Origin of the sequence: Zoogloea sp. LCSB751 (genome assembly GCF_002028455.1) — a bacterium.
Lineage (GTDB): Bacteria > Pseudomonadota > Gammaproteobacteria > Burkholderiales > Rhodocyclaceae > Zoogloea.
Window position 1 is genome coordinate 74,487 of sequence record NZ_MWUM01000010.1, and the last position, 19,564, is coordinate 94,050.

General features: G+C 67.1%; 13 protein-coding genes. 8 read left to right on the forward strand and 5 right to left on the reverse strand.

What is annotated here, in order from left to right; genetic code table 11:
* Positions 1 to 5 precede the first annotated feature (5 nt).
* The 3 genes from B4920_RS13150 (at position 6) to B4920_RS13160 (ending at position 5,845) form a co-directional block, all read left to right on the forward strand.
* Positions 6 to 923, forward strand: coding sequence for a transglutaminase family protein (locus B4920_RS13150; protein ID WP_079435148.1), 918 nt, complete (start codon positions 6 to 8; stop codon positions 921 to 923).
* Between the two features lie 166 nt (positions 924 to 1,089).
* Positions 1,090 to 2,073, forward strand: coding sequence for a diguanylate cyclase (locus B4920_RS13155; RefSeq protein ID WP_079435248.1), 984 nt, complete (start codon positions 1,090 to 1,092; stop codon positions 2,071 to 2,073).
* Entirely contained in the window at positions 2,066 to 5,845 is a 3,780-nt protein-coding gene (locus B4920_RS13160) for an ATP-binding protein (protein ID WP_079435149.1), read from the forward strand. The genes B4920_RS13155 and B4920_RS13160 overlap by 8 nt, the downstream gene beginning before the upstream one ends.
* Before the next feature lie 21 nt (positions 5,846 to 5,866).
* On the opposite strand, the gene B4920_RS13165 is transcribed toward B4920_RS13160, so the two are convergent.
* Entirely contained in the window at positions 5,867 to 6,130 is a 264-nt protein-coding gene (locus tag B4920_RS13165; RefSeq protein WP_079435150.1) for a hypothetical protein, read from the reverse strand.
* Positions 6,131 to 6,697: 567 nt separating this feature from the next.
* Between B4920_RS13165 and B4920_RS13170 the strand changes: the two genes are divergently transcribed.
* Complete coding sequence (locus tag B4920_RS13170; protein WP_079435151.1) at positions 6,698 to 7,825, forward strand: NYN domain-containing protein; 1,128 nt, start codon at positions 6,698 to 6,700, stop codon at positions 7,823 to 7,825.
* 111 nt (positions 7,826 to 7,936) lie between these two features.
* On the opposite strand, the gene B4920_RS13175 is transcribed toward B4920_RS13170, so the two are convergent.
* The 4 genes from B4920_RS13175 to B4920_RS13190 form a co-directional block, all read right to left on the reverse strand.
* On the reverse strand, positions 7,937 to 8,464 hold the full coding sequence (locus B4920_RS13175; protein ID WP_079435152.1) for a YkgJ family cysteine cluster protein: 528 nt from the start codon (positions 8,462 to 8,464) through the stop codon (positions 7,937 to 7,939).
* Between the two features lie 114 nt (positions 8,465 to 8,578).
* Positions 8,579 to 9,985, reverse strand: a complete 1,407-nt coding sequence (locus B4920_RS13180; RefSeq protein WP_079435153.1) for an efflux transporter outer membrane subunit — start codon at positions 9,983 to 9,985, stop codon at positions 8,579 to 8,581.
* On the reverse strand, positions 9,982 to 13,110 hold the full coding sequence (locus B4920_RS13185) for an efflux RND transporter permease subunit (protein WP_079435154.1): 3,129 nt from the start codon (positions 13,108 to 13,110) through the stop codon (positions 9,982 to 9,984). The genes B4920_RS13180 and B4920_RS13185 overlap by 4 nt, the downstream gene beginning before the upstream one ends.
* 13 nt (positions 13,111 to 13,123) lie before the next feature.
* Positions 13,124 to 14,341 carry an efflux RND transporter periplasmic adaptor subunit gene (locus tag B4920_RS13190; RefSeq protein WP_079435155.1) on the reverse strand — a complete coding sequence of 406 codons (1,218 nt, stop codon included), beginning with the start codon at positions 14,339 to 14,341 and terminating at the stop codon, positions 13,124 to 13,126.
* Positions 14,342 to 14,448: 107 nt separating this feature from the next.
* Between B4920_RS13190 and B4920_RS13195 the strand changes: the two genes are divergently transcribed.
* The 4 genes from B4920_RS13195 (at position 14,449) to B4920_RS13210 (ending at position 19,538) form a co-directional block, all read left to right on the forward strand.
* Positions 14,449 to 15,054, forward strand: coding sequence for a TetR family transcriptional regulator (locus B4920_RS13195; RefSeq protein ID WP_079435156.1), 606 nt, complete (start codon positions 14,449 to 14,451; stop codon positions 15,052 to 15,054).
* A gap of 309 nt (positions 15,055 to 15,363) precedes the next feature.
* Positions 15,364 to 16,980, forward strand: a complete 1,617-nt coding sequence (locus B4920_RS13200) for a DUF1302 domain-containing protein (protein ID WP_254050929.1) — start codon at positions 15,364 to 15,366, stop codon at positions 16,978 to 16,980.
* Positions 16,981 to 17,001: 21 nt separating this feature from the next.
* A complete protein-coding gene (locus B4920_RS13205; protein WP_079435158.1) occupies positions 17,002 to 18,387 on the forward strand; it encodes a DUF1329 domain-containing protein in 1,386 nt (461 codons plus the stop codon).
* Positions 18,388 to 18,476: 89 nt separating this feature from the next.
* Positions 18,477 to 19,538 carry a YCF48-related protein gene (locus tag B4920_RS13210; RefSeq protein WP_254050930.1) on the forward strand — a complete coding sequence of 354 codons (1,062 nt, stop codon included), beginning with the start codon at positions 18,477 to 18,479 and terminating at the stop codon, positions 19,536 to 19,538.
* Positions 19,539 to 19,564: the final 26 nt, after the last annotated feature.

Sequence of the window (19,564 nt, forward strand, 5' to 3'; positions counted from 1 at the left end):
GCCCCATGACCCGCTCCGCCGCCTACACCATCCTGCACGAAACCGACTACGCTCCCTGCGGCGTGCCGGTGTCCCTGTCCCAGCATCTGCTGCACCTGATTCCCCGCGAGCTGCCGTGGCAGAGCCGCGAGTCCGGGCGCATTGTCGTCGAGCCGGATCTGGGCTACCTCAGCGAGGGCGAGGACGCCTTCGGCAATCCGGTGGCCTGGCTGTCCCTCGACACGCCCCACGACGGCCTGCTGGTGCGCGCCGAAAGCCACGTCACGGTGATGAGCCGGGAGCTGCCCAAGCCCGAGGACTCGCCGCCCTGGGAAACCGTGCGTGACAGCCTGCGCTACTACCCGAAGCCGCGTAGCGCGGACTCCCTCGATGCGTTGCGCTATCTCTACACCTCGCCGCGGGTGCCCTGCAGTGCCGCACTGGCGGCCTTCGCCGGCCAGGCCTTTGCGCCCGGCGTGCCGCTGCTGGTCGGCGCCAGGGCGCTGATGGCGCTGATCTTCAAGACCTTCACCTTCGATGCCAAGGCCACCGAGGTGAATACCCCGGTCCACGAGGTGCTGCAGCGCAAACGCGGCGTGTGCCAGGACTTTGCCCACCTGATGATCGCCGCGCTGCGCTCCATCGGCCTGCCGGCCCGCTACATGTCGGGCTATCTGCTCACCGATCCGCCGCCGGGCAAGCCGCGCCTGATCGGTGCCGATGCCTCCCATGCCTGGGTGGCGGTGTGGTGTCCGAAGAACGGCTGGGTCGAGTACGACCCGACCAACGGCATCCAGCCCGACCTGCGCCACGTGACCCTCGGCTGGGGGCGCGACTTCCAGGACGTCTCGCCGCTGCGCGGGGTGATCCTCGGCGGCCTGGCCCAGGCGCCGGACGTGCGTGTCACCGTGATGCCGGACGCCGAGCGGGGCGAACCGGCCTGATGCCGGTGCCGGCGGAGCGCCGCCGGCTGTACCGCAGTCATGTCGGGCTGGCGGGCGAATGAATTCGCCCGCACGGGGAGCCATGGCTTCCGCTACGATATGACAAATAACGCGCCTGACGAGGGCCCTGGTCGTGGACGCACTGAATCCGGATCCCGCCGATCCCATGCAACGGCTGTTGGTCGTCGATGACGACCCCAGCATGGTGCGCCTGCTGAGCCGCCTGCTGGCAGGAATGGCGCGCATCCATTTCGCCACCAGCGGGGAGGACGCGTTGCTGCAGATCCGCCAGAACCCGCCGGATCTGGTGCTGCTGGATGCCGAGATGCCCGGCCTGGGCGGCTACGAAACCTGTCGCCAGCTCAAGGCCGATCCGGCGCTGGTCCATGTGCCGGTGATCTTCGTCACCGCCCACACCGACACCGCCTCGGAAACCCACGCCCTCACCATCGGCGCGGTGGATTTCATCCCCAAGCCGCTCAATCCGCCGGTGGTCCAGGCGCGGGTCCGCACCCACCTGGCCCTCAAGCGCCAGAGCGATGTGTTGCGCCGCCTGACCGCCACCGACGCGTTGACCGGCATCGCCAACCGGCGCGCCTTCGACGACGGCCTGCAGCTGGAATGGCGGCGTGCACTGCGCAGCCATGCCCCGCTGTCGCTGCTGATGGTGGACGTGGATTACTTCAAGCGCTTCAACGACACCTACGGGCACCCGGCCGGCGATGCCTGCCTGCGCGCGGTCGCCCGCGTGCTGGCGCAGACGGCCCGGCGGGCTGGCGATCTGGTGGCCCGCTACGGGGGCGAGGAGTTCGCGTTGTTCCTGCCGGCCACCAACGCCTTCGATGCCTTCCGCCTGGGCGAGAGCCTCTGTCAGGGCGTGGCGGCGCTGGGGATTCCCCATGCCGCGTCGTCGGCGGCGGCGCATGTCACCGTCAGCGTTGGCGTTGCCACGCTGGTCCTGCCCTGCGATGGCGCGGAGCCGCCCCGCGCGGCCTGCCACGACTGTGATCAGGCGCCCCACTGCCTGGCTGCGCCGGAGGCGCTGCTGGCCCTCGCCGACGAAGCTCTGTACGCGGCCAAGGCCGACGGTCGGGCGCGGGTGGTGGACCGGGTCGGAATCGTCGGGCAGGGATACGAGGCCGATGCCTGACTGGCTCTACTCCTTCCGTGTCCGCCTGACCCTGCTGTTCGGCGGCCTGTCGCTGGCCGTCGCGCTGGGCCACAACCTCTACCTGGAGCAGGTCACCACCGCGGCCCTGACCCGCGAGCGGGGCGCTGCGCTGCGTAATCTGGCCCACGCGATCGCCGTCCAGCTGGATGGCAACATCCAGGAACGGGCGCGGGAAATCACCCTGCTGGCCCAGTCGCCGGGGATGATCCGCGGCAGCCTTGAGGCCGGTGATCTGCGCGGCGTGCTGGAACGCATGAAGCATTCCCACCCCCAGTACGCCTGGATCGGCGTCGCCGGTCCTGACGGCATCGTGCTCAATTCCGCCGACGGGATGCTGGCCGGAGCCAACGTGCGGGAGCGCCCGTGGTTCGTCGAGGGGCAGAAGCGCCCCTACATCGGCGATATCCACGAGGCCGTGTTGCTGGCCAAGCACCTGCCGCCGCCGCGTTCGGGCGAGCCCTTGCGTTTCATCGACTTTGCCGCGCCGATCTATGACGACCAGGGCGAATGGCGGGGCATCCTGGCCAGCCATTCCCACTGGAGCTGGGTCGAACACATCATCTCGGCAGCCCTGCCGGCAGAGGCGCTCACCGACCAGGTCGAGGTCTTCGTCCTCAGCCGCAGCAATGCCGTGCTGTACCCCTACCAGGCGGTCGGTGCCGGCGAGGTGCCGCTGGACCTGCCCAAGGACGTGGGCTACGCGCAGGTGGAGTGGGGCAAGGAGGGACGTTTCTTCACTGCCGCGGCGCTGCTGCCGAGTCCGGTGGCGGCGGCCCTCGGCTGGAAGATCGTGGTGCGTGAGCCGGTGGGCACGGGGCTCGCGCCGGTTGCCGCGTTGCGCCGGGCCCAGTTGCTGCTGGCCATCCTGACGACTCTCGGCCTGGGCGCGGTGGTCTTCCTGTTCGCCCGCCGCCTGAGCCAGCCCCTTGAGCTGCTGGCCGATTCGGCCCGGCGCGTCCAGCAGGGGGAGGAGGAGGCGCTGCCCGAGGTCCGTTCGCGCACCACCGAGATCCGTCACCTCGCCGACGCGGTGCAGGCGATGACCCGCAGCCTGCTGGCCCGGCGGGAGGCGCTCGCCGAGGCGGCGGCCGGGCTCGAAGCACGGGTTTCCGAACGGACTCAGCAGCTGGAGGCGGCCCGCAACCGTTTCCGCGACTTTGTCCAGCGTGCTCCGATTGCCATGGCGGCGCTGGAGGACGAGCGCATCGCCATGCGCAACGAGCAGTTCGTGCGCCTGTTCGGTTACACCGATAAGCAGGTGCGCAGCCTCGACGAGTGGTGGCGCTGCACGGTGCCCGATCCCGATTACCAGGCCTGGGCGCGGGCCAGATGGGCTGCCGCCGTGCAGCAGGGCCTGGCGGAGCGGCGCGCCACCACGCCCCTCGAGATCCGCGTGCAGTGCCTGGATGGCGGCGTGCGCGACGTGGAGGTGTCGGGTGTGTCGCTGGACGGTGTCTTTCTGGCGACCTTCTTCGACGTGACCGATCTCAAGCGTATCCAGCAGGATCTGGAGGCGGCGAATGCCGAGCTGCGCGTGCGCAGCCTCGAAACCGAGAACGCCAACCGGAGTCTGGAGCGGCAGGCCCGCCTGTTGAGTGGCGTGATCGAGAGCCTGCCCTTCGGCCTCGTGGTTTACGACGAGCAGCGCAGGCTGGCGCTGCAGAACCGCCTGTTCGCCGCGCTGCTGGATTACCCGCCGGAATTGTGCGGACGCGACGGCGTGCGTTTCGACGATTTTGTGCGCTTCAACGTGGCCCGTGGCGACCATGGCGGGGCGAGTTTGGAGCAGGTCCTGCCGGTTTTCGTGAAGGCCATGGAAGACGCACAGCCGGTGGTCTTCGAGCGTACCCAGTTCAATGGCGTGTCGCTGAAGATCCAGGGCACGCCTCTGCCTGACGGGTGGACCCTGCTGACCTATACCGACATCAGCAGCCACCGGGAGGCCGAGCGGGTGCTGCAGGAGGCGCGGCGCCAGGCCGAGAGCGCCAACCATGCGAAGAGCGAATTCCTCGCCAACATGAGCCACGAGATCCGCACCCCGCTCAACGCCATCGTCGGCACGGTGCAGGTGCTGGCGCGCGGCCGCCTCGACGCCGAGCAGCGCCATCTGGTGCACACCGTTCAGACTGCCAGCCGCGGCCTGGTGGCGGTCATCAACGACATCCTCGATTTCTCCAAGATCGAGGCCGGCCACTTCGAGCTGGCCCCCGAACCCTTCGTGCTCGCCAACGTGATGAGCCACCTGGTGGACGTGCTGACCGCATCGGCGGCGGCCAAGCAGCTGGCCCTGCGGCTCGAACCGCTGCCGGCCGACGTGCATGCGTTGATCGGCGATGCGCAGCGCCTGGCGCAGGTCCTGCACAACCTGGCCGGCAACGCGATCAAGTTCACTCCCGCCGGCGAGGTGGTGCTGGCGGTCCGCGTCGTCAGCCTGGATGCCGGGCACGTCCGCCTGCGCTTCACGGTCCGCGATACCGGCATCGGCATCGCCGCCGACAAGATCGCACGGCTGTTCGATGCCTTCGTGCAGGCCGATGCGTCCACCAGCCGCCAGTTCGGCGGTACCGGCCTGGGCCTGGCAATCTGCCGGCAACTGGTGAGTCTGATGGGCGGCGAGATCGGTGTCGCCAGCCAGCCCGGCAAGGGTAGCGAGTTCTGGTTCGAACTCCCCTTCGACGTGGCCGTTGTGTCCGAAGTACTGGAGACGCACGGCCCGGACCGCGACGCGCACCTGCGCCTGGCCGGCATCCGCGTGCTGGTGGTGGACGACAGCACGGTGAACCAGGACGTGGCCCGCCGACTGCTGGAGTTCGAGGGCGCGCGGGTGGAACTCATGGACAATGGCGAGGCGGCCGTCGAGTTGCTGCGGGTCGCGCCGGCGGCCTTCGATCTGGTCCTGATGGATGTGCAGATGCCGGTCATGGACGGCCTGGAGGCGACACGGCTGATCCGCAGCGAGCTGGGGCTCACTGCGTTGCCGGTCATCGCCCTCACCGCCGGCGTGCTGTCCAGCCAGCGTGAGCGGGCCTTTGCGGCCGGGATGTCCGGTTTCCTGACCAAGCCCTTCGAGCTGGATGCGCTGGTCGCGGCGGTCCTGCGCCACGTTGGTGACAAGGCCCGCCGGGCCCGTCCGATGCCACTTCCCAACGCCATGCCGGCGGCCGGCGAGCCCTTCCCGGTCATTTCCGGCATCGACGGCGACGAGGCAAGGGGGCGCTTCCTGGACGATCGCGCCCTGTTCCTGCGGGCCCTGCGCGGTCTGCGCGACGAGTTTGCCGACGTGGTTGCCCAGTTGCGTGCCGATCTGGCGCGCAATGACACGGGTGCTGCCGCCCAGCGGGTACACAAGCTGAAGGGGCAGGCCGGCAATGTGGCGGCCGGTGAGGTGTTCGGACTGGCAGGACAGCTGGAAAGCCTTTTCAGCGAAACCGCCGCCACCGACCCGGCGCCTCTGCTCGAGGCGCTGCAACACGCGATGACTCGCTTGAGGGCTGATCTGGCGCCGCTGCTGGATGCCCCGGCGCAGCCCGCCGGCGAGGCGGAGAAGCCTCCCGCCGAGCTGGACCGCGACGCACTGCAGGCCTTGCTCACCGCGCTGGCAGAGCAGGACGTCGATGCCCTGCGGCTTTTCGACGCCCTCCGCGCCGGCCTCGCCGCGCGTTTCGGTGCCGACGAGGTCGATGCGCTCGGGGAACTCATCGACAGCTTGCGCTTTACCGAGGCGGAAGCACGGCTGCGCGGCCACGCCTGACGCGAAGGTGGAGACCGCGTCTTATCCTGAGTTCCGCCCCAGTAGCGCTTCGGACAGCCCCCGCATCTCCTCGGCGATCATGAAGCAGGCCCACAGGTAATTGTCCTGGAGTGTGGGGTTCAGGCGGCGGAAGGCGTCGCCCGAGTCGCCGAAGGTTCGCGCAAGCAGTGCCTGGAGCTGCATCTGCCGGGCGGAGAGCTGATCGACGAGGGCCATGGCGTCGACATCGTCGTTGAGCAGATAGAGCGGATCGGTTGTTGCGGGGAAACTCATCGGGGTGCTCATACGGCACTCCTTCCGGTGGCGGTCGGCGGCTGTGTCGTCAGGACAGCAATGGCAGGTTGGCAGGCGCAATGAGACGTGGCTCGGACAACTCGGTCCGGTGTGAAGCGGTGCATGAAGGTGGCTCCTATGTCGGCGGTCTGAATCTCCGCAACCCACTTCTCACGGTGGGCGGCGGAACCGTGCGGGGGTGAGAAACCGGGACATAGGAACCGGCCAGCCTCGCGGCTGCCCCGCACGGACCGCCATTGAATGGGCGTAGCCATGCACCGAAATGAGAGGACCGCGTATAACGCAGCCTGATCGTATCGGCCTATGTCATTCCGGGTTCTCACACCCGGTCACCGTTGTTTGAGTGACGAGCGGAGTATCGGCTCGGGCTGCGGCGGGGGTCAAGGTCTTCGATCGGTCTCTTAGAAAGAAATTAGGGATGTCCGATTCCGGCGCATCAGAAATGTCCGTAGCGCCGGAATTCCGTCACACATTTCCTGCGCTTTGTGCCACTGGGCCATGCCCGATGTGGGGTGGCATCATCCGTTTTGGATATAACGAATGGCTTATTGAGCTCGGATGAAGCACGACCTTCCTGCTTTTGCGGTACTCATTGATGCTGACAACGTCCGCTTAGACAGTATCTCGCCGATTCTCGAAGAAATTACGCGACATGGTCGTGTGACTGTACGGCGGATCTATGGCGACTTCACCACGTCAAATCTGGCTGGTTGGCGTAACAAGCTTGCAGACCATGCGATTCAGCCCATTCAGCAATACCGCAATACGGTCGGCAAGAATGCCAGCGATAGTGCGCTGATCATCGATGCGATGGATCTGTTGCATTCCCGGCGTTTCGAAGGCTTTTGTCTTGTCAGCAGTGACAGCGACTTTACCCGGCTGGCCACGCGTATTCGCGAGGATGGTTTGACCGTTTTTGGCTTTGGCGAAAAGAAGGCGCCAAAAGCTTTCGTCAACGCCTGCGATCGTTATATCTATGTGGAAAACCTGACGACTTCCCCACCGAATGGCGGCAATGAAGAGGTCGCAACTCCTGTTGTCGTGGAGGTGCGTACGCCTGATCTCGTGGAGGACTTGCCGACTGATGCGGAAGTGCTTCCCATTGAGGAGCCGATCGTCAGCGTAGAAAAGGTTCCGCCTGAACCCGCGATCAAAACGGAGTCTCCAAAAGTCAATTTCAGGCCGCCCTCTCTGGCGATGCATGTCCTGCTGCGAGCCTATACAAACGTGGCGGACGAGCAGGGGTGGGCGATGCTCGGCCAATTATCTTCCTATATCCATGCCAATCATTCGGACTTCGACCCCCGGAGTTATGGCTGTGCGAAATTCATCGAGCTACTCCAGAAGACTGAGGCCTTCGATATCGAATTGCGCTCGCATAAGAACGGACAAGTTTATTTCTGCCGGCCGAAGAATTTCATCCCGCAAAAGATGCAGGCAATGGCTGGAAAGCCGGTCAAGGCATCGGCCTATAGCGAGGCGCTGCTCAAGGCTGTTACTGCGGCAACCAGTGCCAATGGTTGGGCACCGGTCAGTACTATCGGACAAAAGCTGAAAACCCTGGGTCGAACAGTGAAGGAGTCGGGACGCTCGACCCTGACCGATGCCTTGAAGGCGACGGGACTGTTCGAAATGCAGGGAACGGGTGCCGCCCGATATTTCCGGGTCAAGCGAAATGGCAAATGAGCTGAACGGCACCGTACCGCTGACGCTGGCGGATGCATTCGGCAAGCCGCTCCCCCGCGTCCGCGGGAAGTGTCCCGCCAGTACGGAAATATTCTTTCGGAATGGTGTGCATCACGGGGAACGGCTGTCCGGGTCGTCTTTCCATTCCCTGAACCACGCCGTCAGTGCCCGGCTCTCGCCGAGCCCGGAAAGGCGCTGGTCGATGGCATCGTGGTTGCCCCACACCACATCGTCGAGTGCACCGTCCGCGACGCGGGTTTCGATGTCGTGGCAGTACAGGCCCTTGTTCCGTTGCACGTAGAAGCCGTAGGTCCGGCAGGCCACCGGGCGATGGGCGTAGACGAGGCAGGCGTCGGTGGCCGGGTCGAGCAGTGGGCAGGTGACGGGGCGCGGCGGGTGCTCGCCGAGGGCGGCCATCGCTGTGGCGATGCGCTGCAGGCGTTCGGCCGGCAGCGCGGCGAGGCCTTCCTGCAGCAGCGTCCATTCGGCGGCGGTCAGTTGCGGTACGTCGGCGAGGCGCCGGCAGCAGGTGGCGCAGCCCTTGGCGCACAGCCAGTCGGGGTGATCGGTGCGGATGCCGGCGACGCGGGTGTCGATGTCGGTATGGAGCTGGACGAGGGCAGGGCGGTCGGCGGACATGGGCTGGACGGGTGTCGGTAGCGGGACGCCATTTTTGCACAGGCCCTCGCGGTGCAAACGAAAAGGCCAGGGCGTCGGCCCTGGCCTTTTCGTCGTGCGCTGTGGCCTTGCCGCTCAGCCGGCCTTCCAGCCGCCGCCGAGGGCCTTGAACAGGTCCACCGTCGAGCTGAGGCGGGCCTGGCGGTTCTGCACCCAGGCCAGCGTGGCGTCGTTGGCGGTGCGCTGGGCGACCAGTACGTCGAGGTAGGCGGAATAGCCGTGCTCGTAGCGGGTCTGGGCCAGCTGCAGGGCGCGCTTGGCGGCGTCCATCGCCTTGCCGTAGGCGTCTTCGGCTTCGCCGTTCTGGCGCACGCTGACCAGCGCGTCGTTCACTTCGCGGAAGGCCGTCTGCACGGCCTTGCGATAGCTCTCGAGGCTCTGCTTCTGCTGGGCGCTGACCTGGTCCACCTGGGCGCGCAGGCGGCCGCCTTCGAAGATCGGCTGGGTCAGGCCGGCGCCGAGGGACCACACCGTGGCCGGTGCGTCGAACAGCTTGGAGAGGTCCGCGCTTTCGCGGCCGAAGCTGCCGGTGAGGGTGATGCTCGGGAACAGCGCGGCCTTGGCGACGCCGATCCTGGCATTGGCGGCGATCAGCGCGGTTTCCGCCTGGCGCACGTCGGGGCGGGCTTCCAGCAGCGCGGACGGCAGGCCGGCCGGCGGCACCGGCGGCAGCGGCAGGCTGCGCAGGTCGCCGGCGGCGACCTTCAGGCCGGGCTGGCCGACCAGTAGGCCGAGCAGGTTCTCGGCGAGGGCGCGGCTCTTGTCGAGCTGCAGCTGCACGGCGGTGTAGCTGGCCAGCGCGCCTTCGGCCTGTTCCACGTCGAGGCGCGAGGCGATGCCGCCGCTGAAGCGGCTGCGGGTCAGCTCGGTGCTGCGCTGCTGGGCGGCGAGGGAGTCGCGGGTGACCAGCAGCTGGGCATCGATGGCGCGCAGGTTGAGGTAGGCCTGCACCACCGCGGCGGACAGGCTGAGGGACACCGTGTCGCTGGCGTAGCGGGTGCCCAGCGCCTGGGCGCGGGCGGCTTCGGAGGCGCGGCGCAGCTTGCCCCACACGTCCAGCTCGAAGGAGGTGGACAGGCCAAGCTTGTTGACCGTGCGGGTCAGGTTCTTCGGCGGGTTGGTGTTGGGCAGCACGGTGCGGCTGCGGGTGCTCGACGCGTTGCCGTCCACCTGGGGCAGCAGCGCGGCGTCCACCTGGGCCAGCACCGCGTCGGCTTCCTCGATGCGGGCGGCGGCGAGGCGGGCGTCGGGGCTGCTGGCCAGGGCCTGCTTGACCAGCGCGTCGAGCTGGCCGTCGCCGAACAGGCTCCACCAGTTGCTTTCCACGCCGGGGCTCTGGGCCAGCGGGGCGGCGGCGGTGTAGGCCTCGGGCAGCGCGACGGCGGCGTCGGGGCGCGCGTAGTCGGGGCCGAGGGCACAGCCGCCGAGGGCGAGGGCCAGCGCCAGCAGGGGCGGAAGGCCGGTCAGTCGGGGGCGGTTCATGGCTTCACCTCGTCGTGGCTGGAGTGGTTCTTGGGCAGGTCGCCGGCCGGATGGCGGACCTTGCCGCGGCTGAGCCACTTGAAGAACAGGGGAACGAAGATCGTCGCGATGAAGGTTGCGGCGAGCATGCCGCCGACCACGCCGGTGCCCATCGAGCGTCGTGCGGCGGCGCCGGCGCCGCTGGAGATGGCCAGCGGCAGCACGCCGAGCACGAAGGCCAGCGAGGTCATCACGATCGGACGGAAGCGCAGGCGTGCCGCCTCGATGGCCGCGTCGACGATCTTCATGCCTTCGGCCTGCTTCTGGGCGGCGAACTCGACGATCAGGATCGCGTTCTTGGCGGCGAGGCCGACCAGCACCACCAGGCCAATCTGGAAGTAGATGTCGTTGGGCATGTTGCGCAACAGCACCGCGACCAGCGCGCCGAACATCGCGAAAGGCACCGCCATGATCACCGCCAGCGGCAGCGACCACTTCTCGTACTGGGCGGCGAGGATCAGGAACACCATGATGATGCCGAACACGAAGGCGATGATCGACGCCGAGCCGGTGCGCTTCTCCTGGAAGGCCTGGCCGACCCATTCGGCGCGGTAGCCTTCCGGCAGCACCTCCCGGGACACTTCCTCGACCGCCTTGATGGCGTCGCCGGAGCTGTAGCCGGGGGCGGAGTTGCCGAGCACCTTGGCGGCGACGAAGCCGTTGAAGCGCTCCACCATCTCGGGACCGGTGATGGTCTTGACGGTGGCGACCGCCGACAGCGGCACCATTTCGCCGCTGGCGCTGCGCACGTAGGGCTTGAGCAGGTCGTCCGGCTTCATGCGGTAGGCCGAGTCGGCCGACACCTGGACCTTGAAGGTCTTGCCGCTGCGGTTGAAGTCATTGACGTACAGCGTGCCGGTGTTGGCCTGCAGGGTGGCGTAGATGGCATCCAGCGGAAGGCCCATCGCCAGCGCCTTCGGCTCGTCCACCTCCACGTACAGCTGCGGCGCGGTGACCCGGAAGAAGGTGTTGATGCCGGTCAGCTCGGGACGCTTCTTGAGGGCTTCGACGAACTGGGCGCTGACCGCCGCCAGCGTGCGCGGGTCGCCGTCGGCGCGGTTCTGCACATACACCTCGAAGCCGCCGGCGGTGCCGAGGCCCTGGATCGGCGGCGGATTGAAGACCAGGCCAAGGCCGTCGGTCAGGCTCATGCCGATGCCCATGAACTTGCCGGCCATGTCGGTGGTGGTCACCTGGCGCTGGTCCCACGGCTTGAAGACGATGAAGGTCGTCGCCACGCTGGGGCGGTTGTTGCCGGTGATGAAATCCGAGCCGTTGATGAAGAAGATGTTCTCGATGTCGTCGGACATGATGCGCTGGCGCATCTGCTCGGCGGCCACGCCGGTGCGCTGCGCCGAGGCGCCGTCGGTCAGGGTGACGAAGCCGAACAGGTAGCCCTGGTCCTCGGCCGGCACGAAGCTGCCCGGCACGACGCGCAGCAGGCCGAAGGCGGCGGCGATGGTCAGCACGAAGACGACGGTGCCGACGATGCCGTGGCGCAGGGTCAGGCCGACGGTGTTGGTGTAGAGGCGCGTGAAGCCTTCGAAGGCCCGGTTGAAGGGGCGGAACAGCGGCTTCTCTTCATGGGTCGGCTTGAGCAGCAGCGCGCACAGGGCCGGCGTGAGGGTCAGCGCGACGATGCCCGAGATCACCACCGCCACCGCCACGGTGACGGCGAACTGCTGGTACAGCTTGCCGGCGATGCCGCCGAGGAAGGCCACCGGGATGAACACCGCGCACAGCACCAGCACGATGGCCACCACCGCGCCGGACACCTCGCGCATCGCCTCGATGGCGGCGTCCTTCGGCGACAGCTTCTGCTCGCTCATCAGGCGCTCGACGTTCTCCAGCACGACGATCGCATCATCCACGACGATGCCGATCGCCAGCACCATCGCGAACAGGGTCAGGGTGTTGATCGAGAAGCCGAACAGCCACATGCCGGCGAAGGTGCCGATCAGCGACACCGGCACCGCCACGATGGGGATCAGCGTGGCCCGCCAGTTCTGCAGGAACAGATAGACCACCGCGATCACCAGGATGGCCGCTTCGATCAGGGTGTGGATCACCTCCTTGGCGGATTCCTGGATGAAGCGCGTGGTGTCGTAGGGCACGAAGTACTCCATGCCCTTCGGGAAGCGCTTCTGCATCTCGTCCAGGCGTGCGCGCACGGCCTTGGCGGTGTCCAGCGCGTTGGCGCCGGACTGCAGGTAGATGCCCATGCCGGACACCGGCGAGCCGTTCACCTTGGCGCTGCGGTCGTAGTTGTCGGCACCCAGTTCAAGGCGCGCGACGTCCTTCAGGCGCACCACGCCGTTGGGGCCGCTGGCCTTGAGGACGATGTTGCCGAACTCTTCGGGGGTCAGCAGGCGGCCCTTGGCGCTGACGGTGTAGGTCAGCTGCTGGCCGTTCACCACCGGTTCGGCGCCGATCTTGCCGGCCGCGTTCTGGGTGTTCTGCACCTTGATCGCGTTGGCCACGTCGGTGGTGGTGACGCCCAGCTTGGCCATCACGTCGGGCTTCAGCCACACCCGCATCGCGTACAGCGGGTCGAACTGCTGGGCGTCGCCGACGCCGGGGATGCGGCGGATTTCCTCGATGATGTTGATGGCCACGTAGTTGGCCAGGTACAGCGTGTCGAAGGTGTTGTCCGGCGAGCGGACGGCGGCCAGCATCAGGATGTTGTTGGAGCGCTTCTGCACCAGCACGCCGGTGCGCCGCACGTCGTCGGGCAGGCGCGGCTCGGCCACCTTGACGCGGTTATTGACGGCGATCAGCGCGGTGTCCGGGTTGGTGCCGACCTCGAAGGTGGCGGTGATGCTGACCGTGCCGTTCGAGGTGCTCTGGGAGTTGTAGTACAGCAGGCCTTCGACGCCCGATAGCTGCTCCTCGATCGGGGCGGCGACGGTGCGCGACAGGGTTTCGGCGTTGGCGCCGGGGAAGGTGGCGGAGATGATCACCGTCGGCGGCGTGATCTCCGGGTACTGGGCGACCGGCAGCGTGAGCGAGGCCATGAGGCCGGCGATCACGATGATGATCGAGATGACCGATGCGAAGATCGGGCGGCTGATGAAGAAACGCGACATGGACCGTGCTCCCTCAACCCTTGGCCGGCGCAGCCGCCGGTGCCGCGGCAGGGGCGGCGCCCGGCTTGCCGGCGGCGCCGGGGCCTTCGCCCGGCGCGTGGGGGGCGACGGGGGCGCCCGGACGGACCTTGATCAGGTTGTCGATGATGAGCTTGTCGCCGGCCTTCAGGCCGCCCAGGATGATCCAGTCCTTGCCGCTCCAGGCGCCGGTCTGTACCGGCCGCGGTTCGACCTTGTTGTCGGCGCCGGCGAGCATCACCACGGCGCCCTTGTCGGTCTGCATCACCGCGTTCTGCGGCACCTTGAAGACGCCGTCGCGTTCGCCGGTGAGCAGGCGGGCGCGCACGAACTGGCCAGGCAGCAGCGCGCCGTCCGGGTTGGCGAATTCGCCGCGCAGCTGCAGGGTGCCGAGGCCGGGGTTGATCTGGCTGGCGGCGAAGTTGAGCTTGCCGCGTACCGGGTAGGTGCTGCCGTCCGGCATCACCAGCTCGACGCCACGCACCGCCTGAGGCTTGAACTTCCCGCCGGGCATTGCCGCGTTGAGTTCGTTCTCCGATACCGAGAAGCGCACCCACATCGGATTCACCTGGACCACCGTGGTGAGGAGGCCGCCGGTGCTGATCAGATTGCCTTCCGACACCGCGGCGCGGCCGGTGACGCCGGACACCGGCGCGCTGACCGACGACCAGGTCAGGTTCAGGTCGGCCTGGCGCAGCGAGGCCTCGGCGGCCTGCACGGCGGCGCGGGCGGCCGCGTCGTCGGAGGCGGCGGTATCGTATTCGCGCTGGCTGATCGCCTGCTGGGCCAGCAGGGCCTTCAAGCGGGCCGCCTCGCGGGCGGTCTGCTCTAGGCGGGCCTTGCTCTGGGCGAGCTGGGCCCTGGCCTGGGCGACGGCCACTTCCAGCGGCTCGCGGTCGATCTGGAACAGCGGCTGGCCGGCCTTCACGGCGGTGCCTTCTTCATAGATGCGCTTGGTCAGGATGCCGCCGACGCGGGCGCGCACTTCGACTTCCTTCGCGCCCTCGGTCTGGGCCACCGCTTCGACGCTGGTTTCGACGCGGGTCGGCTGCACCGCCAGCACCGTTACCGGCAGGGCCTGGCCGGCGCCCGGTGGTGGGCCGGCCTGCTGGTCCTTGCTCGTACAGGCGCCCAGCAGCAGGGCTGCGGCGACGAGGGTGGGCAGGGTCGCGCGGCGCGCGAACGTACAGGAGGCGGTCGGGGTGGCGTTCATGGGTGACTTCCTGGGGCTGGATTTTTGGTTGTGATCAGGAAAAGTTTATACAATCACGGATGTATGTAAATGATGTTACGACAAATTTCAGATATCGGAAAACCCGAATGGTTCGTAATACAAAAGAAGAGGCCGAGCTCACCCGCCGTCACATTCTCGATGCTGCCCGGCGGGTTTTCCTGGAATGCGGGGTGGCCCGGACGACGCTGGAAAGGGTTGCCGCCGCCGCCGGGGTGACCCGCGGGGCAGTCTATTGGCATTTCAAGAACAAGACTGATCTTTTCTTTGCCATGCGCGAGCAGGCCACGCTGCCGTTCGTGGACCGGGTGGTGTTCGACGAGGTCGAAGGCGACCCGCTGCAGGGGATCGAGCGTGCGCTGGGCGAGGTCATCCATATCCTGTCCGATGAACCGGAGACGCGGGAGACCATCGAGATCCTCAGCTACAAGTGCGAATACGTTGAAGAATTCAGCGGCCTGCGCCAGCGGACGGCCGGCCAGCTGGAGTTCCTGGCCAGCCTCGCCGCCGCCTACCGGCGGGCGGCGGCGAAGGGCGTGCTGCGGGCCGGTTTCGATCCGGCCGTGGTGGCCCAGGACACTTTCCTGTTTCTCAGCGGACTCATCAAGCACTGGCTGTCGAGCGAGCCGGGGGAGTGTTTCCGCGCCGACGCCCTCGATCTGATCCGCTCCCACGTCGCCTTGCGGCGGGCCTGAAAGCCGTAGTTTCCGCATCCCATCCAGCCTGTCCGCCGTTCTGCAGGGCATTCCCCGGTTTCACTGAGATCCGCGCCACGCATGGCTTTCCGCCAGTTCCGTGAGGGCGGTGCGGGTGTCTTCTGGCACCGCCCATGGTGCTTCTGTCGAGATTTCCAAATTCCCGCTTGGCAGTTCAAAAGTTTGGGAGTAATCTTTCAAAAAAAACGAGCTAGATGGTTTTTTACATCAAGCAAAGAGACTGGGTTGGGCCGGATCGGGAAGGTGTCCGGAGAGCCTTGCAGTGTTCAAACCGGAGGAGGTATAGGCGTGAAAAACAGATTCGTCAGCGGTATTCCGCGTCGTCGGATGGCGACCGCAGTCACGGTCGCGGCAGCATCCCTGGCCGCTGGCCAGGCCATGGCGTTCCAGATCCCGACGGCGCCGGAGTCGGACGTGGAGATCCGCTGGGACAACACCGTCAAGTACAACGTCGGCATGCGTACCAAGGGGCGCGACGCCAGCATCTACAACACCTGGCTGCACAACGGCAGCGACGGCAAGTTCGACAAGGGCGACCTGGTCACCAACCGCGTCGACCTGCTCTCCGAGTTCGATTTCGTGGTCAAGAAGAACTATGGCTTCCGCCTGTCCGGCGCGGCCTGGTACGACGCGGCCTACAACGACAAGTTCGAGGGCAACCCGGCCCTGGCGGCGCTGCCGTCGCCCTATGCCGGCAACCGCTACACCGACACGGTGAAGCGCTACTACACCAAGTCCGGCGAGCTGCTCGACGCCTTCGTGTTCGGCCGGCTGGACATCGGCGACGTGCCGGTCAATGTGAAGTTCGGCCGCCACACGATCTACTGGGGCGAGTCGCTGTTTACGCCGATCCACGGTGTGTCCTACTCGCAAGGCCCGGTGGATTTCCGCAAGGCGCTGGCGACGCCAGGCTCCGAGGCCAAGGAACTCTACCTGCCGCTGAGTCAGCTGTCGGCCCAGGCCCAGCTCAACGACACCGTGTCGGTGGCGGCCCAGTACTACCTTGAATGGGCGCCGTACCGCCTGCCCGAAGGCGGTACCTACCTGGCCAGCGCCGATCCCTTCTTCGCCGGCGGCACCAACGTTTTCGGCACGCCCTACCTGGGCGACCGCAGCGGCCACACCCCGGGCAACCGCGGCAGCTGGGGCGTCAATACCAAGCTGACGCCGGAATGGTTGCAGGCTACCGTGGGCCTGTACTACCGCCACTTCGACGACAAGGTGCCGACCATCCTCGCCAACCCGGCCGGCTACATGTACAACGCCTACGCGCAGGATGTGCGCCTGTGGGGCGTCAGCGTGTCGAAGCAGATCTCCGGCATCGCCTTCGGCGCCGAGCTGGTCCGCCGCGACAACGGCGCCCTCAACACGGTGTCCGGCGCCAGCCAGATCGCCCGCGGCGCCACCTGGCACGGCCTGGTCAATGCGCTGGCCTACGTCGGCAAGACGGCGGTGTTCGATTCGGCGACGCTGATGGCCGAACTCTCCTACAGCCGCCTGGCCCACGTGGATGAAGGCTCCAAGGCGCTGTTCGGCGGCGACAAGTACGGTGCCTGCTCCGGCGTGAAGTCCGGCTGTTCCACCGATTCGGCCTACGGCGTCTCCGCCACCTTCACGCCGACCTGGTTTCAGGCCCTGCCCAGCGTCGACATCACCCTGCCGGTCCACTACGACATCGGCCTCAAGGGCAATTCCCCGGTGCCCTTCGGCGGCAACGAGAACAGCGGCACCTGGAGCATCGGGGTCGGCGCCGAGTACATGGCCAAGTACAAGTTCGACCTGGCCTACACCAACTACTTCGGCAATTACCTGCGTGCCGCCAACGGCACCGTGGCGGCCTTCAACGGCAACGCGGCGATCAGCGACCGCAGCTGGCTGTCCTTCACGTTCAAGACCACATTCTAAAAATCTGGCAGGAGACAAGGCATGAAAACGAACATCTGCACCCTGGTCGCGCTGGCTGTCGCCTCGACCGTTTCCGTTTCCGCGTCCGCCCTGGCCGCCGTCACCGCCGAGGAGGCCAAGCAGCTCGGCTCCACGCTGACTCCGTGGGGCGCCGAGAAGAAGGGCAACAAGGAAGGCACGATTCCCGACCTGGGCGGGCCGATCAAGCCGCCGGCCAATTTCGACCCGAAGAACCCCAAGCACCGCCCCGACCCCTTCGCCAACGAGAAGCCGCTGTACTCCATCGATGCCAAGAACATGGACAAGCATGCCGGCAAGCTGTCCGAGGGCATCAAGGCGATGATGAAGAAGTACGCCGGCTTCCGCATCGACGTCTATCCGACCCACCGCAACATCACCTATCCGCAGTTCTATCTGGACAACTCGATCAAGAACGCCACCGCCTGCAAGACCATCAACAACGGCCTGCAGCTGGAAGGCTGCTACGCCGGCATCCCGTTCCCGATCCCCAAGACCGGCAACGAGGTGATGTGGAACCGCCTGTTCAAGTACGACGGCTACGCGCTGATGTCGGAAGGCATGACCGGCACCGTGGTGGATACCCAGGGCAACTCCACCACCACCGGCGTGGGCACGATGTGGATCCAGTACCCGATCTTCGATCCGAAGCGCACCACCCCGATCAGTGCCGACGAGCCCTACGAGAAGATCCGTGTCGATTATGCCGACCCCGCCCGCAAGGCCGGCGAGAAGCTGGTCGTGCATGACTCGGTGGACATGGTCAACGTCGGTCGTCGCGCCTGGTCCTACCTGCCCGGCCAGCGCCGCGTGAAGCTGTCGCCGGACATCGCCTACGACACGCCCAGCCCGACCGGCGGCGGTGCCGGCACGGTGGACGAGGCGGCGGTGTTCTACGGGGCGCTGGACCGTTACAACTTCAAGTTGGTCGGCAAGAAGGAGATGTACATCCCGTACAACACCTACAAGGCGCGCGATCCGAAGAGCTGCCCGAGCTCCACCGCCTTCGCCACCAAGAACTTCCTGAACCCCGACTGCGTGCGCTGGGAACTGCACCGCGTGTGGGTGGTGGAAGCGACCGTCAAGGACGGCAAGCGCCACGTCTATCCGAAGCGCACCCTGTACTGGGACGAGGACATGCCCGGCATCGGCATGGCCGAGGGCTACGACTCGGCCAACCAGATCTACCGCGTCACCTACAGCCTGCCGATCTCCCTGTATGACGCCCCGGGCCACCACTCCACCGACGAATGGGTCACCGCCGACCTGGCTACCGGCAACTACGCCCGCCAGCAGAACGTGACCGAAACCGGCGGCTGGATCGTCACCGACGCCAAGCCCAACAACTTCTTCAGCTCCGAGGCCCTGGCCGGCGGCGGTATCCGCTAAGCCCGCACCCAGCCTCACCCCGACAGGCGCGGGCCGGTACATCCGGCCCGGCGCCCGCCCCAGTCCCACCTGGTGGAAGGAGAACACACGTGTTGCCGATAATAAAAAAGGCAGGGGTCGTCGCGTCCCTGCTACTCATCGCATCGACGCAGGCGGGGACCGCCCTGGCGTTCGACAATCCGATCAACATCCCCGCCGCCCAGAGCAAGATCGGCGCGACAAGCGCGCTGCTCGGCTCGGCGGTGGCCGGTACGCGCATCGTCGCCGTCGGCCTGCGCGGCATGATCATCTATTCCGACGACGCCGGCGCCAGCTGGACCCAGGCCCGCGTGCCGGTCGGCTCCGACCTGGTGGCGGTCAATTTTCCGAGCCCCAAGCTGGGCTGGGCGGTTGGCCACGGCGGCGTCGTGCTGCATTCCCGCGACGGCGGCGCCACCTGGGTCAAGCAGCTCGACGGCGTGCAGGCGGCCGAGCTGGCGCTGCGCCAGTTCCAGGGTTCCGGCGCGCCGGAGGCGGCGATGCTGGTCGAGCGGGAAAAGAACCTGCAGGCCGGCGGCGGCACCCAGCCCTTCCTCGATGTGTATTTCGAGAGCGAGACGACCGGCTTCGTCGTCGGGACCTTCAATCGCCTGTTCCGTACCACCGACGGCGGCAAGACCTGGACGCCGTGGATGGACCGCACCGACAACCCCGGCGAGCTGCACTTCTATAGCATCCGCGGGCGCGCCGGCAGTCTCTACCTGACTGGCGAGCAGGGCGCGGTGTGGCGCTTCGACAAGGCCTCACAGCGCTTCGTGCAGGCCGCCACGCCCTACAAGGGCACGCTGTTCGGCCTCGTCGTCACCGACAAGGACACCGTGCTGGCCTTCGGCATGCGCGGCAGCCTGTACCGCAGCGACGACCAGGGCCGCAGCTGGGAGAAGGCCTCCCTCGGTACCCCGGCCGGCATCACCGGCGGCGTGGCGCTGGCCGGCGGCAACGTGCTGCTGACCACCCAGGCCGGCGCGGTGAACGTCAGTCGCGACGACGGCAAGACCTTCCAGCCGGTCAAGACCAGCCGCCCGATGGCCTATTTCGGCCTCGCCCCGCTGGACGACAAGCGGATCGTCCTGGTCGGCGCCGAAGGCGTGCGCCTCGAATCCATCCAGTGAGCGCGCCCCTGCCGCCCCTGCCAACC

What these genes read in the sequence shown, in the direction of transcription:
- B4920_RS13150 (WP_079435148.1), top strand. Translation starts at nt 6, where the DNA reads ATGACCCGCTCCGCCGCCTACACCATCCTGCACGAAACCGACTACGCT.
- B4920_RS13155 (WP_079435248.1), top strand. Translation starts at nt 1,090, where the DNA reads ATGCAACGGCTGTTGGTCGTCGATGACGACCCCAGCATGGTGCGCCTG.
- B4920_RS13160 (WP_079435149.1), top strand. Translation starts at nt 2,066, where the DNA reads ATGCCTGACTGGCTCTACTCCTTCCGTGTCCGCCTGACCCTGCTGTTC.
- B4920_RS13165 (WP_079435150.1), bottom strand. Translation starts at nt 6,130, where the DNA reads ATGAGCACCCCGATGAGTTTCCCCGCAACAACCGATCCGCTCTATCTG.
- B4920_RS13170 (WP_079435151.1), top strand. Translation starts at nt 6,698, where the DNA reads ATGAAGCACGACCTTCCTGCTTTTGCGGTACTCATTGATGCTGACAAC.
- B4920_RS13175 (WP_079435152.1), bottom strand. Translation starts at nt 8,464, where the DNA reads ATGTCCGCCGACCGCCCTGCCCTCGTCCAGCTCCATACCGACATCGAC.
- B4920_RS13180 (WP_079435153.1), bottom strand. Translation starts at nt 9,985, where the DNA reads ATGAACCGCCCCCGACTGACCGGCCTTCCGCCCCTGCTGGCGCTGGCC.
- B4920_RS13185 (WP_079435154.1), bottom strand. Translation starts at nt 13,110, where the DNA reads ATGTCGCGTTTCTTCATCAGCCGCCCGATCTTCGCATCGGTCATCTCG.
- B4920_RS13190 (WP_079435155.1), bottom strand. Translation starts at nt 14,341, where the DNA reads ATGAACGCCACCCCGACCGCCTCCTGTACGTTCGCGCGCCGCGCGACC.
- B4920_RS13195 (WP_079435156.1), top strand. Translation starts at nt 14,449, where the DNA reads ATGGTTCGTAATACAAAAGAAGAGGCCGAGCTCACCCGCCGTCACATT.
- B4920_RS13205 (WP_079435158.1), top strand. Translation starts at nt 17,002, where the DNA reads ATGAAAACGAACATCTGCACCCTGGTCGCGCTGGCTGTCGCCTCGACC.